The organism is Pseudoalteromonas sp. DY56-GL22 (genome assembly GCF_041414715.1).
GTDB classification, from domain to species: domain Bacteria; phylum Pseudomonadota; class Gammaproteobacteria; order Enterobacterales; family Alteromonadaceae; genus Pseudoalteromonas; species Pseudoalteromonas simplex.
Window position 1 is genome coordinate 156,685 of record NZ_JANHZR010000003.1, and the last position, 17,555, is coordinate 174,239.

General features: G+C 41.4%; 15 protein-coding genes. 5 read left to right on the forward strand and 10 right to left on the reverse strand.

What is annotated here, in order from left to right; all coding sequences use genetic code 11:
• The first annotated feature begins 12 nt into the window (after positions 1 to 12).
• From panB to mdoH, 5 genes are all read left to right on the forward strand, one after another.
• Complete coding sequence (gene panB / locus NO991_RS08645) at positions 13 to 807, forward strand: 3-methyl-2-oxobutanoate hydroxymethyltransferase (RefSeq protein ID WP_054551176.1); 795 nt, start codon at positions 13 to 15, stop codon at positions 805 to 807.
• Positions 808 to 1,659: a pantoate--beta-alanine ligase gene (gene panC / locus NO991_RS08650; RefSeq protein ID WP_300359389.1), complete on the forward strand. Its 852-nt coding sequence runs from the start codon at positions 808 to 810 to the stop codon at positions 1,657 to 1,659.
• Between the two features lie 96 nt (positions 1,660 to 1,755).
• A complete protein-coding gene (locus NO991_RS08655; RefSeq protein ID WP_370625252.1) occupies positions 1,756 to 1,956 on the forward strand; it encodes a hypothetical protein in 201 nt (66 codons plus the stop codon).
• A 352-nt stretch (positions 1,957 to 2,308) separates the two neighbouring features.
• Complete coding sequence (locus NO991_RS08660; RefSeq protein WP_187490639.1) at positions 2,309 to 4,027, forward strand: glucan biosynthesis protein; 1,719 nt, start codon at positions 2,309 to 2,311, stop codon at positions 4,025 to 4,027.
• Positions 3,999 to 5,981: a glucans biosynthesis glucosyltransferase MdoH gene (gene mdoH / locus NO991_RS08665; RefSeq protein ID WP_138599593.1), complete on the forward strand. Its 1,983-nt coding sequence runs from the start codon at positions 3,999 to 4,001 to the stop codon at positions 5,979 to 5,981. The genes NO991_RS08660 and mdoH overlap by 29 nt, the downstream gene beginning before the upstream one ends.
• 52 nt (positions 5,982 to 6,033) lie before the next feature.
• Here mdoH and NO991_RS08670 read toward each other — a convergent pair whose 3' ends face one another.
• The 10 genes from NO991_RS08670 to NO991_RS08715 all read right to left on the reverse strand — a co-directional run bounded on the left by NO991_RS08670 (position 6,034) and on the right by NO991_RS08715 (position 17,541).
• Positions 6,034 to 7,002 carry a PstS family phosphate ABC transporter substrate-binding protein gene (locus NO991_RS08670; protein WP_054551171.1) on the reverse strand — a complete coding sequence of 323 codons (969 nt, stop codon included), beginning with the start codon at positions 7,000 to 7,002 and terminating at the stop codon, positions 6,034 to 6,036.
• A gap of 91 nt (positions 7,003 to 7,093) precedes the next feature.
• Entirely contained in the window at positions 7,094 to 8,425 is a 1,332-nt protein-coding gene (phoR, locus tag NO991_RS08675; RefSeq protein WP_138616392.1) for a phosphate regulon sensor histidine kinase PhoR, read from the reverse strand.
• Positions 8,426 to 8,481: 56 nt separating this feature from the next.
• Positions 8,482 to 9,171 carry a phosphate regulon transcriptional regulator PhoB gene (gene phoB / locus NO991_RS08680; protein ID WP_054551169.1) on the reverse strand — a complete coding sequence of 230 codons (690 nt, stop codon included), beginning with the start codon at positions 9,169 to 9,171 and terminating at the stop codon, positions 8,482 to 8,484.
• Positions 9,172 to 9,317: 146 nt separating this feature from the next.
• On the reverse strand, positions 9,318 to 10,268 hold the full coding sequence (locus NO991_RS08685) for a porin (RefSeq protein WP_300359380.1): 951 nt from the start codon (positions 10,266 to 10,268) through the stop codon (positions 9,318 to 9,320).
• Between the two features lie 400 nt (positions 10,269 to 10,668).
• The gene (gene fba / locus NO991_RS08690; RefSeq protein WP_187490641.1) at positions 10,669 to 11,733 is read right to left on the reverse strand and encodes a class II fructose-bisphosphate aldolase; all 1,065 of its coding nucleotides are present in this window, start codon (positions 11,731 to 11,733) and stop codon (positions 10,669 to 10,671) included.
• Positions 11,734 to 11,929: 196 nt separating this feature from the next.
• On the reverse strand, positions 11,930 to 13,105 hold the full coding sequence (locus NO991_RS08695; protein WP_138599591.1) for a phosphoglycerate kinase: 1,176 nt from the start codon (positions 13,103 to 13,105) through the stop codon (positions 11,930 to 11,932).
• A 42-nt stretch (positions 13,106 to 13,147) separates the two neighbouring features.
• Positions 13,148 to 14,164: an erythrose-4-phosphate dehydrogenase gene (gene epd, locus NO991_RS08700; RefSeq protein ID WP_054551164.1), complete on the reverse strand. Its 1,017-nt coding sequence runs from the start codon at positions 14,162 to 14,164 to the stop codon at positions 13,148 to 13,150.
• Between the two features lie 448 nt (positions 14,165 to 14,612).
• Complete coding sequence (locus NO991_RS08705; RefSeq protein ID WP_054551163.1) at positions 14,613 to 15,074, reverse strand: isoprenylcysteine carboxylmethyltransferase family protein; 462 nt, start codon at positions 15,072 to 15,074, stop codon at positions 14,613 to 14,615.
• Positions 15,071 to 15,694, reverse strand: coding sequence for a 3'-5' exonuclease (locus NO991_RS08710; RefSeq protein ID WP_300416656.1), 624 nt, complete (start codon positions 15,692 to 15,694; stop codon positions 15,071 to 15,073). The genes NO991_RS08705 and NO991_RS08710 overlap by 4 nt, the downstream gene beginning before the upstream one ends.
• Before the next feature lie 8 nt (positions 15,695 to 15,702).
• The gene (locus NO991_RS08715; protein ID WP_300416658.1) at positions 15,703 to 17,541 is read right to left on the reverse strand and encodes a DUF294 nucleotidyltransferase-like domain-containing protein; all 1,839 of its coding nucleotides are present in this window, start codon (positions 17,539 to 17,541) and stop codon (positions 15,703 to 15,705) included.
• Positions 17,542 to 17,555 lie beyond the last annotated feature (14 nt).

Consider the following 17,555-nt stretch of genomic DNA (forward strand, 5'->3'; position numbering starts at 1 on the left):
TTAGAGGAAATTATGTCTAAAATCACCGTTTCAACCTTGAATAAAATGAAACAAGAACAACAAAAAATCACCGCATTAACAGCTTACGATGCCAGTTTTGCTAAATTGTTTCATGATAATGGCGTCGAGGTGATTTTAGTTGGTGACTCTTTAGGTATGGTATTGCAAGGTGCTGATGACACATTAGCAGTAACCAACACAGAGATTGCTTATCATACACGCTGCGTACGTGCTGGTAGCCGCGAATTATTTGTAATTGCTGACTTACCCTTTATGACCTATGCCAACCCAACTGATGCCTGTAAAAATGCTGCAGAGCTGATGCGTGCTGGGGCAAACATGATCAAGCTTGAAGGTGGCGAATGGCTGCACGACAGCATTCGTGCGATGACTCAACAAGGTATTCCAGTATGTGGCCACCTAGGCTTAACACCTCAGTCAGTGCATGTATTTGGTGGCTTTAAAATTCAAGGTCGTGAGCAATCTCAAGCCGATAAAATGGTTAGCGATGCGAAAGCACTTGAGGCGGCAGGTGCGCAGTTACTTGTTTTAGAATGTATTCCAAGTGAGCTTGCTAAACGTATTACTGATGAGCTGAACATTCCTACCATTGGTATTGGTGCAGGTAATCAAACTGATGGGCAAATCTTAGTTATGCACGACTTAGTTGGTATTTCAGCAGGCTATATTCCTAAGTTTTCAAAGAATTTTTTATTAGAAACCGGCAATATGCCAGCAGCAGTGCAAAAGTATTGTGAAGATGTAAAAAGTGGTGCTTTCCCAAGTACCGAACACGAGTTTAAATAAATGCAATCAATCACTGAAATCAAATCGTTACGCAGCCAAATCAAAGCTTGGCGTCAAGCAGGCCTGAGCATTGCACTAGTGCCTACTATGGGCAATTTACACCAAGGTCACTTTTCACTGGTTGAAAAAGCCAAAACCTTGGCTGATAAAGTGGTTGTGAGTATCTTTGTGAACCCAATGCAGTTTGGGGCTAACGAAGATCTTGATAGCTACCCACGTACACTTAACGAAGATAAACAAGGTTTAGCTGAACTCGGTACTGATATCGTGTTTACACCCTCCGTTGAAACGATTTACCCAAATGGTTTAGGCGAGCAAAGCTTTGTCGATGTGCCGGGTGTTTCTATGGGTTACTGTGGCGGCTCGCGCCCTGGTCACTTCAAAGGCGTCGCAACCGTTGTCACTAAGTTATTTAATTTAGTACAGCCTGATTTTGCCTGTTTTGGCGAAAAAGACTTTCAGCAGCTGCAAGTGATTAAAACCATGACACGCGATTTATCTATCCCTATAGAGATAATTGGCGTACCTACTTGCCGTGAAATCTCTGGGTTAGCAATGAGCTCTCGTAATGGCTATTTATCTGATGAGCAAAAAGACACTGCAAAAGTACTGTTTGCCACGTTAAATAATACAGCAACAGCACTGAAGCAAGGCAATGCAGACATTGCTACACTTGAGGCTGATGCAAAAGCACAGCTTGAAAGTGCAGGCCTTAAACCTGACTATTATGCGGTAGCAGAGCGCTCAACATTAAAGCCTGCAACAACGGCTGATAAACAACTTGTTATTTTAGCTGCTGCTTATTTGGGCTCAGTACGTTTAATTGACAATTTACAAGTTGAGCTGGATTAAATAGCAATAATCTGGGTAAGATGGATTGCAAAGAAAAGACATAAACTAGGGATAAGCATGAAAAAACTACCTGCAATTGCAGCAACATTATTTGCTATGACATTACTGTCTGCTTGCTCAAATAAAATTGAAAACCCAGAAATGCAACAATGCGCTCAACAAAACTACCAATGCGAGGCAAGCTGTGAACAACAAAGCACTGCTGATGGCTTAGTTCATAAGGTGTGTAGTAACAAGTGCATTGAAGCTTATAATCAATGTAAAGCTAATGCCGAAAAATTAGGTGAAGTTAAATAATACTTACTTTTAGCTCGCTTATTAGGGCACTGAAACCTGTTCGGTGCCTGCACTTCTCTTCTCGATTACAATTTCATTTCCATAATTAAGCCTCTGGTAATTTTGTTCATATTTTTGTTTACCCTTTAATCTATTCATATTAGGGCAAGCTTTCGTTCATTAAACTTCTCTATATTGGTGACGAATAAACAACTGCAACCATGTAATTGTTTCTCACTAATTTCAAAATTTTACTCTTCGCATTTAACTGCACCAACTCAAAGTCATTGAGATTATTAGTTTTTATTTTGGGTTCAGTAATTGCTAAGGGATATGAATGAATTAACGTGATTTACGGCTAAAGGAAAATTGAATGAGACCAGAAACTCGAACCAAGCTCTTCAGTGCTGCTAAAAAGAAGACCTTATTGGGCGTATTATTAGCCATGAGCGCAGGTCATACATACGCAATTGAAGAACAAGATCAATCAAACGTAACTAAAACAGAACAAACAGCCGTTAAAGTTCAAGCAGCCGAAAATGAAAAACTGGCCTCAAAGGAAAAGGCTGCTGTTGAGCTTAAGCCTGAGATGATCACTATTCCCCAAGAAAAGCTATTTGATGTTATCACTGCGCGTGCTAAAAAACTCGCTTCAGAGCCTTATGTAGCCCCGAAAGATCTTGAACTTGAGGCGCTCACAAGCATCAATTACCAAGACTACCGTGCAATCCGTTTTCGTACTGAGCAAGCAATTTGGAAAGATCAAAGCCTTTATGAAGTGCAGTTGTTCCACCCAGGCTTTTTATATCGCTCACCGGTTGCAATTAATACTCTTGAACAAAACGCTGAAGTAAAAAGTTTACCTTTTAAAACAGATTACTATCGTTATGATGCAACTGCTGCCCCGTTAGAGCAAGAGATCAGTACCGCGATTGCCAATACACAACTTGGCCATGCAGGTTTTCGTTTGCATTTTCCACTGAACAACAACCAGTACAAAGATGAAGTGGCTGTGTTCCAAGGTGCTTCATATTTTCGTTTAGTTGGTCCGCACCAAGTATATGGTCTGTCAGCTCGAGGGCTTGCGGTGGATACTGCTCTTAGTTCAGGTGAAGAATTCCCTGTATTCAAAGAGTTCTGGTTAGTAAAACCAGCACCCGAAGATACCACTATCGTGCTCTACGCATTATTAGATAGCCCATCTGTGTCGGGCGCCTATCGTTTTGAATTAACACCTTCGACCAACACTGAAGTGAAAACTCAAATGCAAATTTTCGCCCGCAAAGACATCAAAAAGCTTGGTATTGCCCCGCTAACAAGTATGTTCTACCACGGTGAAAACAGTACAAAGTTCTTCGACGACTACCGCCCTGAAGTACATGACTCTGATGGCCTTCTAATGCAATCAGAACAAGGTCAATGGGTTTGGCGCGCACTCAATAACCCGAAGAAGCTAAGTGTCACTTCGTTTAGCTACGAGAACCCGAAAGGCTTTGGTCTTGCACAGCGAGACCGTGACTTTAATAACTACCTTGATACCGAAGCACATTATCACAACCGTCCGAGTATGTGGATTGAGCCAGAAGGTAATTGGGGTAAAGGGCGCGTTGAGTTAGTAGAGATCCCAACAGATACAGAAACCAACGACAATATTGTTAGCTACTGGGTGCCAGAGCAGCCAATGAAAGCCGGTGACAGCTTAAGCTTTAGTTACAAGCTTTCGACTTTCAATGCCACGCTTGCAACTCAAGATAAAGCGAGTGTGTTAAGAACTCGAATTGGTAGTGCAGCATTACCTGGTGAAGACAATCCACCACCAAAAAGCCACCGCCAATTTACCGTTGATTTTAGTGGCGAAACCATTAATCAACTATCTGCTAATTTTGCCATGCAAGCGGATCTTACACTCTCTGCTGGGCAAATAAGCGATAAAACGGTACAGCAGTTACCAAACAATCAAGGATGGCGCGTAGCCTTTAAAGTGGCGCCAGAGGGAGATAAGCCAGTTGATATGCGCTTATCGTTAAAACTACGTGATAAAGAAATCAGCGAGGTATGGAGCTATGTCTGGTATCCAAACGACGTCCAATAGTAAAGCGTTAGAAGCAACAGCAATGCCATTTAAGAAAACCCGCGCTTGGCTTTTTTCGAGCCTAGCGCTCAGCATTACCGCCTATGGCGTGTGGATCATGTTCGATATTTTAAATTCTAACGGCATGACACCGCTTGAGTACGCTTTACTGGCATTATTTACAGTTACCTTCGCGTGGATTGTTACAGCCTTTTGTAGTGGCTGTATGGGCTTTATCTTGCAATTATTTCGTATTGACCCGTTGACCTTAAAACGTCAAAAGCCAATCGAGATTAATCAGCATGCCTTGAGCCAAACGAAAACAGCCATTGTTATGCCTATCTACAACGAAGATACAGAGCGTGTAATTGCCGGTTTTGAGGTTAGTCTTCGCTCGCTGGCCAAAACAGGACAAATGCCACACTACGATTTTTACTTACTTAGTGATACGCAAGACCCTGAAATCGCACGTAATGAACTAAAAGCATGGAATGCTCTCACTAAGCGTTTAGGTGATTTAGCTGCGCATACTTTTTATCGTCGCCGTGAAGACAACAAACACCGTAAAGTAGGTAACTTAACTGATTTTTGTGAACGTTGGGGCAGCCAATACGATCATATGATTGTGCTTGATGCCGATAGCATTATGACGGGTCAATGTATGCTTGAACTGACTTCTAGCATGATCAGCAATCCAAAATCAGGTTTGATCCAGACGATCCCTATTCCGGTTCGCCAAGACACGTTTTTTGGTCGCTTTTTACAGTTTGCATCGATTTTATATAGCCCAATGTTGGCAACTGGTTCTGCTTTTTGGCAAACAAACCAAGCAAACTACTGGGGTCACAATGCAATTATTCGCGTTGAAGCATTTACAAAATGCTGCGGCCTGCCAGTTTTAAAAGGCAATGCCCCATTTGGCGGTGAAATCTTAAGTCATGACTTTGTTGAAGCCTCACTGCTACACCGTAGTGGTTGGGATGTGTTACTGCTGAGTGATGTTGAAGGTAGCTACGAAGAAGTGCCAAGTAATATTCTCGATTACGCAATTCGAGATAGACGATGGGTGCAAGGAAATATCCAGCATTTAGGTTTATTGCCTAAATCTGGCCTTAAGCTAATGAGTAAAATGCACTTTTTATTTGGTGCCACAGCGTATATTTCATCGTTAATTTGGTTATCTATGCTGGCATTAAGTACCTTAGATGCAGTGACTCGTGCTCTTAATAGCGACGTATACTTTAACCATGCTTATCAGCTTTTCCCAACCTGGCAAATTGCCAAAACGGATCTAATTGATTCGTTGTTATTCATTACTGCCGTATTACTGTTACTACCTAAATTAATGGGTATTATTGTGACTTTAGTACACCGTAATAAAGCCTTTGGTGGCACGATGAAGCTAATTGCAGGTTCACTCATCGAAACGGTTTTTGCCATTGTGATTGCACCGCTAATGATGGTGTTTCATAGCTATTTTGTCGTGTGCGTATTTTTAGGCAAAAAAGTTAGCTGGGATGCACAGCCTCGTGAAGGTAGAATGGTACCGTGGAAGGAAGCGATTGGTTATACGTTATTTTCGACTATTACCGCGATTATTTGGGGCTCGGTTGCTTACTATTACACACCGACCTTCTTTTGGTGGTTATCACCTATTTTAGTGGGCCTTATTTTAGCAGCGCCAATTGTACGTTACTCAAGCAGCATCGGCTTAGGTGTGAAAATGCGTAAAATGGGCTTATTCTTATGTCCAAGTGAAGTTGAAAACGATGATACCTTAGCGGCACTTCGTGTACATCAACAAGAAATTGGTTTACCTAAGGATGAGCACGCTGACTTTAGTGTACCTGCACTACCTAATGAATATCCAACGGTAATGCCAATTCAAAGCTTTAAGGCTCCCTCGGGTAAAAAGCGTAAGCAAGTACGCCTTGCTCAGCAACGCATTAAGGCAAAATTATTTGCTAAAAGCTAAACGAAAAAAAACCGCTCACTGAGCGGTTTTTTCGTCTATGTCTGTATGGTTGTTACAGAAGGCCTAGCTTTTTAAGTTCAGCCATTGCCATTTTACCTGAAAGTGGCACATAACCATCTTTCTCAACAATTTTTTGACCGTCTACAGAAAGAACCATTTTTAAGAACTCTGCATCGATTGGTGAAAGCGGCTTGTTAGGGTGCTTGTTCACGTAAACGTATAAGAAACGAGATAGTGGGTATTTACCTGTTGCTACGTTTTCTAATGTTGCATCAACAAAGTTGTCGCCTTTCTTAGAAAGTGGAACCGTACGTACACCTGATGTTTTATAACCGATACCTGAGTAACCAATCGCGTTCACTGAAGAAGAGATTGACTGTACTACAGATGCAGAACCAGGTTGTTCGTTTACGTTGTTACGGAAGTCACCTTTACAAAGTGCTTTCTTCTTGAAGTAACCGTAAGTACCCGATACTGAGTTACGACCGTAAAGCTGGATATCTTTTGCTGCCCAATCGCCCTCAAGACCTACTTCGCTCCAACGATTAACCTGTGCATCAGCACCACATTTACGTGTTGAAGAGAAAATCGCATCAACTTGGTCAATACGTAAACCTTTGATTGGGTTATCTTTGTGTACGAATACAGCAAGAGCATCGATTGCAACGCGTACTTCAGTTGGCTTGTAGCCGTAACGCTTTTCGAATGCTTCAATTTCTTTTGACTTCATACGACGGCTCATTGGGCCGAAGTTTGCTGTCCCTTCAGTTAATGCTGGAGGAGCAGTTGAAGAACCCGCTGCTTGGATTTGAATGTTTACGTTTGGATAGAAGCGCTTGTACTCTTCTGCCCAGAACGTCATCATGTTTGCAAGCGTGTCAGAACCTACAGATGAGAAGTTACCAGAGATACCACTTACTTTAGTGTACTCAGGCATATCTTTATCAACTGCAGCTGCTTGTGCTGATACAAATGTTGTTACAGCCACACCCATTGCGGCAACGAGATTTTTGAATTTCATAGGGGTTACTCCGATTTGTTCGTCCCATTTCCTAACTGCGGTCTACTCTAATAACACTAGATGACAGTTAGATTACCCTTAAATGACATTTTTATGACTTTGCAGTTTTTTTAATATTATCTGTTAAACGCACGACTTTTTCGCTACCAAATGCAAACGCAAAGGTCGAGCCTTGGCCTAATTTACTGCTGATATCTAAACGACTGTCATGCCTTGTAAGTACATGTTTTGTAATCGCTAAACCTAATCCAGACCCACCTGTAGTGCGGCTACGAGCCTTATCAACACGATAAAAGCGTTCCGTTAAACGGTTAATATGTTCAGCAGCAATACCATCACCATTATCGGTCACACTAAACGCGGCTTGGTTATTTTTAAGCTGCCAATCAACCACAATCTTGCCACCGGGCTTGGTGTAATGAATGGCATTAAAAACAAGGTTAGAAAAGGCACTTCGTAATTCATCTTCGGCCCCTTTAATGTCTAAGCTCGCATCAACATTAAAGATAAGCTCATGGCCTTTGTCTTGGTTTAATGACTGTGCTTCGGTTTGAATATAGGTAAGTAACTGCGGCACATTAACCGGCTTATCGTTATCTTGACGACGTGCTCCCTCAATACGCGACAACGACAATAATTGATTAACCAGACTGTCCATGCGCTTACATTGTTCAAGCATGGTAGTTTGCGCTTTTTGCCACATTGCAGGAGGTGGTAAGCTATCTGAATCAAGCATTTCTAAGTAACCGGTTACCACTGTAAGTGGTGTTCTCAGCTCATGAGAAACATTGGCCACAAAATCTTTACGCATCTGCTCAAGTTGCTTTAAGCGAGTAACATCACGCACCACCATCATCAACTGTGAACTTGCATAGGGCATAACACGAAACTCTAAGGTTTGATCGTAGCTGTGGCCACCATCAAGCTCGAGCGGTTCATCGAAACAGGCTTTATGCATGTACTTTGCAAACTTAGGATCGCGAATAAGATTATCTAAGCGTTGCCCATGATCGGTAGGCCACTGTAACCCTAAAACCTTTAGAGCCAATTGGTTACACCAAATGATGCTGAGATCTTTTTGTAAAACCACTACCGCATCAGGCACAGCCTCGGCGCCATCACGAAAGCGGCGTATTAAGTCTGCAAGTTCATTACGTTTTTTACGGTTTCGATGTTGTAAGTGATAGATCCCTTCAAAGACTTGCTCCCACGCTCCCTCCCCTTCGGGTGGGTTGAAACTACGTTGATTAAGAAGCCAATCGCTGAGGCGATATAATTGATGATAATGCCAAATTAGCAGTGCAAAAGAGCCTAAAAATAAAAGCAAAAAAGGCGCACCTACAAGTACGCCAACTAATAACAAGGGTAAGAAATACATAAACAGGCGTTTTGCTAACGCCTGTTTATTCACTACTCGATACATACACTCACTTTACCTTAAGTATGTAAATTAGCTTGTTAAGGTCATTGCTATGACACTTATAATTTACTTGAAAAACGATAGCCTGCACCGCGAACGGTTTGTACTAAACGGTCATGCCCTAATGGTGCAATCGCTTTACGTAGACGACGAATATGTACATCAACTGTACGGTCTTCTACATATACATTTGTTCCCCATACATGATCAAGTAATTGTTCACGGCTGTAAACACGTTCTGGATGCGTCATGAAGAAATGGAGTAATCTAAATTCAGTAGGACCCATATCTAATTCACTCCCTTCTGATGTTACACGGTGTGAGATTGGATCAAGGCGTAAACCATGAACTTCAATGGCTTCTTCTAATGAGGTTGGTGAAACACGGCGAATAACCGCTTTAATGCGCGCCATTAATTCTTTAGGAGAAAATGGTTTTGTTACGTAATCATCAGCACCTACTTCAAGACCGCGTACTTTGTCTTCTTCTTCACCGCGAGCTGTTAGCATGATGATAGGAATTTGACGAGTGTATTCGTTTTGCTTAAATTTTTTCGCAATTTGAATACCGCTACCACCTGGTAACATCCAATCTAATAAAACCATATCTGGGTATGGTTCTACCATAGCTTCAATTGCAGAGTCATAATCTTCTGCTTCAATTGCTTGAAAACCATTTTGCTCTAGAACAAAAACCAGCATCTCTCTGATAGGCGCTTCGTCATCGACGACTAGTACTTTACGTGACATTCCAATTTATCTCTTTCGTTAGCGAACTGGTTTCATTATTATGACTAAGTATGACATTTTTATGAAAGTCTAACGAGTAATTCAAAAAGCGCAAAAAAATCAATGCAAAAATAGCCATTTTTTACGCTTTAATAGTAAATTTCGGATTAAAAGTCATACCTTAAAGTGACTGCCAAGTGATCTTCATCAGCATTATTATCTAGTGAAAACTGCGTATACCACATGTACATACGTGCTTGTTTTGACAGGCTTCGTTCAACGCCAACAGAGGTACCACTCCCCGAATCTTTTAACTTACCGAAGTTACCATCAGTATCTTGGTATTGCGCCAATAACTTATATTTATCTATTTTGTAGGATGCACTTACCAAAAAGCCATCTTCTTTATCAGAACCAGCTACTTTTTCGCTTTGTTGATACATACCACCTAAGGTTAAATCGCCTAATTTACCTTGCGCCGTAAACCGTGTTGTATCATAACCGGCTACTTTACTGTCGTGGGCAACACTGACAAAGTAAGGCGCTTTTTTAAATTTACTATCACCATACATAAAGGCCGCAGAGATACCGGTTTCTTCGTCTTGTTTAGAATTATCTTCAGCAATATAGGTGACCACAAATTGCATATTGCCGACAATTGGCGAGCTATAATGAACCACATCGCCAAGGCGATTTTCGCCATTAAATAAGGCTTTAACATCACCATTAAAGTCGTTCATTAAATCAATTTTACCCTGCGATACTTTTAACGCTGTATCATGTCGACCAAGCACTACCTGCCCATAACTGCCTTGAAGACCAACATATTGGTTACGAGCGGTAATATTCTCTTCTGTTTTACCATCGCTATCTTGATCAGCCGCATTTACTGCAAATTCAAACTTATATACAGCTTTTAATCCATCACTTATTTCACCACTACCTTTAATACCCATACGTGAACTGTAGCTCTCAATAGACGTTTCGCTGCCATCGCCAGTGTCGCTATTAGCAATTCCTAAATGGGCCCGACCATACACATCTACAGCTTCGGCAGCACTATGAAAAGAAATAAAGCACATTGCAAAGCTCGACAACATCATGGCAGGTTTATTCATGGTAGCGATCCTCAATTTAAGCAATAACTTAAAAATCGAACATAAAGGGCTTTTGGTCAAGGTAAGGTGACTATATTTCACATAAAAATCACGGATCACAGATCTACTAACTCTATCAGATCAAGATCAGGTTTTTACCAAGTTGATCACCCACAGATCAGTTTTTTACTTAGAGAGTAAGATAACTTGTTGATTTAATGTTAAGACACTCAGCATTTCGTTTAAAAGCTGAGCAAAGAAAAGCATATGATCAGTATACAACTAGTAAAATAATGATCCGTGAAAGCGAAGGTTAGTAAAACACTGATCCTGAAAAACACGAGTAAGTAAATCGCTGATCCGTCTTGATCAAGGCAATAAAAAACCGGCATGCAAGCCGGCTTTTTCAACTTATTATCAATTACTTGATTTGTGGATCAAGTTCACCTGATAAGTATTTAAGGTGCATATCATCTAAAGAGATAGGCTTGATCTTACCAGCTTGACCTGCCGTACCAAAGGCTTCGTAGCGAGCAACACAGATCTCAGTCATTGCTTTCGTTGCTTCAGCTAAGTATTTACGTGGATCGAAGTTAGCTGGGTTTAAAGCTAAGTGGCGACGAATTGCACCTGTAGATGCTAAACGAAGATCGGTATCGATATTTACTTTACGAACACCGTATTTAATACCTTCGATGATTTGCTCTACTGGCACACCATAGGTTTCAGGGATTTCACCACCGTATTGGTTGATCACTTCTAACCACTCTTGTGGCACTGAAGACGAACCATGCATCACCAAGTGCGTGTTAGGAATACGCGCGTGGATCTCTTTGATGCGATCAATCGCTAAGATATCGTCTGTTGGTGGACGCGTGAATTTGTACGCACCATGTGATGTACCACAAGCAATAGCAAGTGCATCAACTTTAGTTTTACGAACGAAATCAGCGGCTTCTTCAGGATCTGTCAGCATTTGATCAGTAGATAATTTACCTTCTGCACCCACGCCGTCCTCTTCACCTGCTTCACCTGTTTCAAGTGAACCTAAAACACCTAACTCGCCTTCTACAGACACACCACAAGCATGTGCCATTTCAACGGTTTGACGAGTAACATCAACATTGTATTCATAACTTGAAGGAGTTTTACCATCAGACATTAATGAGCCATCCATCATAACTGATGAAAAGCCTAACTGGATTGAACGCTGACATACACCTGGTGAAGTACCGTGGTCTTGGTGCATTACGACTGGAATATGTGGCCATTCTTCAACGGCAGCTAAAATCATATGACGAATAAAAGGGGCACCAGCATAGGCACGTGCGCCTGCTGAACCTTGTACAATTACCGGGCTGTTTGTTTTGTCAGCCGCTTCCATAATTGCGCGCATTTGCTCTTGGTTATTAACGTTAAAAGCAGGTACGCCGTAACCATTTTCAGCTGCATGATCAAGAAGTTGTCGCATACTGATTAAAGCCATTTGGTATTCTCCAAATTGTATCGACAGTAGTTTCCTACTATCTAGTTTGAACGGATAAGTTATTTTTTGATGCATCACTGCATCACGAAAAGCTCGCGCCTACCGTAACAGCTGTAAATAAAACGAGGGTGAGAGGTATTTTATTAACAGCTAAACCAGCGTAATTACCTAATAACTACGCTGGCATACGCACTAATTACTTAGCACGTTCTTCAAGCATAGCAACTGCTGGTAATTTTTTCCCTTCTAAAAATTCAAGGAAAGCACCACCACCGGTTGAAATGTAAGAAACTTTATCGGCAATGCCGTATTTATCAATCGCTGCAAGCGTATCACCGCCACCAGCAATCGAGAATGCACTTGAGTTAGCAATCGCATCAGCAATAGCACGTGTGCCGTTGCCAAATTGGTCAAATTCAAATACACCTACTGGACCATTCCATACAACGGTGCCTGCATTAGCAATGATTTTTGCTAATTGGTTTGCTGTATCAGGACCAATATCGAAGATCATGTCTTCGTCTGTTACTTCATTCACATCTTTTAGTGTTGCCACTGCAGATTCTGAGAACTCATTACCTACAACAACATCAGTTGGTACCGGGATTTCACCGTTATTAGCTTTTGCTGCCGCACTTAATTTATTTGCTTCATCAATTAAATCAGCTTCAAATAAAGACTTACCTACTGAGTGACCTGCTGCTGCGATGAAGGTATTAGCGATACCACCACCTGTTACAAGTTGGTCAACCACTTTAGAAAGTGAATCAAGTACAGTTAACTTAGTCGATACTTTAGAGCCACCAACAATAGCAACTAAAGGACGAGCTGGGTTATCAAGCGCTTTACCTAGTGCGTCTAACTCTGCCGCAAGTAGTGGACCAGCACATGCAACATCAGCAAATAAACCCACACCGTGAGTCGATGCTTGTGCACGGTGAGCCGTACCAAATGCGTCCATTACGTAAACATCACATAATGCAGCTAGTTTTTTAGACAATGCTTCGTCGTTTTTCTTTTCGCCAGCGTTAAAACGCACGTTTTCGAAAACAACCACTTCGTTATCAGCAACGTCTACGCCTTCTAGGTAGTCTTTTTCTAGACGAACTGTTTGCTCAAGGGCATCATTTAAATAATTAACCACAGGGGCAAGTGAAAACGCTTCATCATATTCCCCTTCCGTAGGGCGGCCAAGGTGTGACATCACCATTACTTTAGCGCCTTTTTCTAACGCTAATTTGATAGTTGGTAATGCTGCACGAATACGCGCATCAGAGGTCACTTTACCTTCTTTTACAGGCACATTTAAATCTTCACGAATTAACACGCGTTTGCCGTTTAAATCTAAATCTGCCATTTTAATGACCGACATGGACTTCTCCTTAGTTAACGATACTAATATTATATTTATAAATTATTGGCTTACAGCCATCATCGCACGCGCAGTGTCGAGCATACGATTCGCAAAGCCCCACTCATTATCGCACCACACTAACAACTTTATCAGTCGTTTATGACTAACACGTGTCTGAGTGCCATCTATGATACAAGAATGTGGGTCATGATTAAAATCTACCGATACCAATGGCTCTTCAGTGTAACTTAAAATACCGTCAAGGCGGTCTTTTGCAGCTAACTTAAGAGCTTGATTGACAGTCGCTAAATTCACATCAGTATTCACTGTTACACTTAAATCCATCGCCGTCACGTTGATAGTGGGTACCCTAACAGCAATGGCTTCAAAGCGACTATGAAACTTAGGCAATATACGCTCAATACCACGAGCAAGCTTTGTATCTACCGGAATAATAGATTGGCTTGCAGCACGAGTGCGGCGTAAATCATGATGATACGCATCAATCACTTGCTGATCATGCATCGAGGCATGAATCGTTGTAATAGCCCCAGATTCAATCGAAAATGCGTCATCCAGCACTTTAATCACTGGCACAATACAGTTTGTGGTACATGAACCGTTTGAAACAATCGTATGTTCAGCTTTTAGCTCATCATCGTTAATACCATACACAATTGTGGCATCGACATCAGCATCTGCAGGCTGCGAAAACAATACTTTTTTTGCACCAGCAGCTAAGTGTAGTTCTGCATGTTCACGAGAGTGATACACCCCAGTACATTCAAGAACCACATCAACATCAAGCGTTTGCCATGGCAGTTCTGCAGGGTTTTCTTCTGCAAATAAGGCTATAGAGTCGTTAGCAACCGTTAAAGTATCTTCGCCAAGATTAACTGGAAATGAAAAGCGGCCATGAGATGTATCGTATTTAAGGAGATGGGCAATGCCCTTAGGGTCGGCTAATTCGTTAATAGCGACAATTTTGATTTGATCTTCAAGCCCAGATTCATACAGAGCACGGACGATGTTGCGCCCAATTCGACCAAAACCATTAATTGCAAGTTTGATTGCCATGAAGAAGAAAATCCACTCTATTTGCTTGCAGATAAAGGCAGCTGCCTTTTAGATGGCGGTATTGTAATCGACCTTTGAAGTTTTTATAAGAGGGCAAGGTAAATAAAACTACTTTAACAACCCTAGATGGCTCAATTTTGGTAATCGACCTGAAGAGTTTTTATAAGAGGTCAGGTGAAATAAAAGTTGCTTAGCATGTTTTAGATGGCTCAATTTTGGTAATCGACCTGAAGAGTTTTTATAAGAGGTCAGGTGAAATAAAAGTCGCTTAGTATGTTTTAGATGGCGCAGTTTTGGTAATCGACCTGAAGAGTTTTTATAAGAGGTCAGCAAAAATAAAAATTGCTTAGCATATTTTAGATGGCGCAGTTTTGGTAATCGACCTTAGACATTTTTATAAGAGGGCAAGGTAAATAAAACTGCTCTAGCAACCTCTCTCTTTTTTCCTTTATAGCCAGCGACGAACAGATTTTTTGTATTGCTGGTATGCTGACCCAAATTTCTCTGCCATAAACGTTTCTTCTGGCATAATTTGAAATCGGTTCATATAAAGAATAAATACCGGCAACATAATAAAACTCGCAATATTACCAAGATAAATTCCCCAACCAACTAGCATTAGTAACATACCAACATACATTGGGTTACGGCTAAATTGATAAACACCACTTGTAACAAGACTCGCCGACTTTTCTGGAATTCGAGGGTCAACAGTTGTACCTTGCTTACGAAATTGATAAACACCTAATAAAGCAAACACCACACCTAAAAATGCAATGATTAGTGCTACAAAAGATGATGCAAAAAACGAGAAGCTAAAACTCATAAACAACTCTGCTATGCCCCACATCATCAACGCAATGATCAGCAGCAGCGCGACTGGAGGAATTTTTAATTCTAACTGATTCACACAAGCTCCCCTACTTTCAATGCCTTACCACGACTGATTTGATGACACTGGGCTAAGAGTAACTCGGCCGTTGCCATGGCATCAGTCAGGGCATGGTGCGAGCTGTAATGCGGTAAGTTGTAGCGTTTACGGCATTCGCTAAGTGTTAAATCATCGTGGCCAATTTCGTGGCCTTGCTGGTGCAAGCGTTTTTTTTCAATAACAAAGGTATCAAGAATTAAACGCGCTTTTGCATCTAAGCCAAGCGTTCTGCAGGCCTGTTTTAAAAACCCCCAATCAAGTGCCGCGTTATGAAACACTAAAATGCACTCACCAAAATGCTGATGCAGCTTGCCAAGAATGCTTTCGAGGCTTTCACCTGTATCTATATCTTGTTTTGCAATACCGTGATAAATCGGACTTTGCTCTAAGCTTTGCACGTCTTTATTTATTAAGTGCTGCGCACCGCTGAGTTTAATGCATTGATCTTCTATCATCACCCACGCCACCGAGACAATTTCGTGCTGGCGAGGATCTAGGCCCGTTAATTCCATGTCTATCACTACGTAGCGTTCTTTATAGGCATCGGCTGCCAAGAGTTGCTTGCGCGCTAAATACCGACTTAACCAGCGTTTAACCATACCCTCTCCTATAAACTACCGCGAGCAAATTTAAATGCGGCAGCTTGCTGTGCCTGTTTAACCAAATAAAATGCTTCTTTTAATTGATGTCGCTCCAATGAATTCAACGCATTTGGGTTAATACAGTTGCTTGGCAATCCCTCTTCGTTAATTTGCGTGCCTAATCGCAGCTGGGTTAAAAAGCGCCAACAGTCTTTTAGGTTATATAAGTCATCTTTATTGAGTAACGAAAATTTCATTAACGCATCAATACGCTCTTGCGTATTAGCACGCTGAATACCCGCTTTGAGGGAATATAAACGTACTATGTCGTTGATGATCACCACACCGCGTTTTTTTAAGTCGAGGTACTTATGCTGCTTTTCGTCTTTCTCTAATTTAAATTGATTAAACAAACCAATGGGCACTGGCGTATTTTTAATGTCGCTGGCCATAGCCGCATAGAATAAGTCGTTTTTAGAAATGCGTTTTAGCTGCTCACAAAAGCGCGCATATAAGGTAGTGGAACCTTCAATAAAACGTAGGTCAAAAAATATCTTACAATTGAGCATCGCCTCTGGTGTAGGTGAGGTGATCCACTTATGAAACTTTTCTGTCCAAGCATTAATGCCCATACGGCACTGTGCATTGCTCGCCATAATATTGCCAGGGCAACGTTTTATACCGCACTCAATTAAATGCTCACAGACATACTCGCCCATGCGCTTAAAGTAATCGTGTTGTTCGTCTGTTAAATCATCAGGTAGCAACAGGCCATTATCTTGGTCAGAATGCAGTGTTTGTTCTTCTCGTGCTTGTGAACCAAAACAAATAAAACTAAAGCTGGTTGGTGCCGCGCCATTATCTTCTTGGAACAAACGGATCAAACGCGAAGTCAGTGCATCGGTTAAGCCACTTAATAATTTACCAATCAAGGAGATGTCATCAATATTGTTTGAAAAACCTTTTAATAAACCGGGTATCTCTTGCGAATAACGCTTTAAATCAACCACGCTGTGCGCTTTGTAAATTCGTCCAATCAATTGTACTGGGTCGCTTTTTTGCTGACGCAGTAAATCCGTACTGGTGAGCATACCAAGCGGTTTGTGATGTTCATCAAGCACAGGTAAATGGTGAATATTGTGCTTAAGCATTAAGTGTAGCGCCGAAAACACGCGGTTATTTTCAAAAATAAACTTGGGCTTACACGTCATGATGCTACTTACTGACTCTTGTGGGTCAACCTCATCGGCTAATACGCGGTTGCGTAAATCTCGGTCGGTCACGACTCCTACAAGACGCTCATGTTCAGTCAACATAATCGATGAAACACCCTGTTGTTTCATTTTTTTAGCGGCTTGACGAATACTTGCATCTGGCGCCAAGGTGACGGCTTTGCGATTCATCAACTCGCAAATTTTTTTCTCCGACCAACTGTCGTTTTGACTTTTATAATGAGACGACAATAAACGGTTTTTATGGGCACGAACAAAGTATTGCTCAAACACCTTATACTCACGGCGTAAGTAATCAAATGCCGCTTGGTTCAGCATGTAAACAATGCCTTCCTTTTGCACTGAAATACTATTTTGAATTGCTTCGCCAGTTAACAATGAAGGAAAACCAAAGTAATCGCCACTTGATAACTTAGTGATCACATCGCCTTTTGGGTCAACTAAATCATAATCGCCAGAGCGAATTAAAAATAATCTTAGATTATCCGAACTTAACCACTGATTTTGATTCTCACGGGTCAAATAAATAATATCGAGATGGTTTACAAAATACTCACTGGCAGCGCCATCAAGCTGATTAAATGGCGTTTGCTGCATCACAAATTGGGCGACTTCCTGTTGCTCGGTATTCATGGTCATTCTCGCTA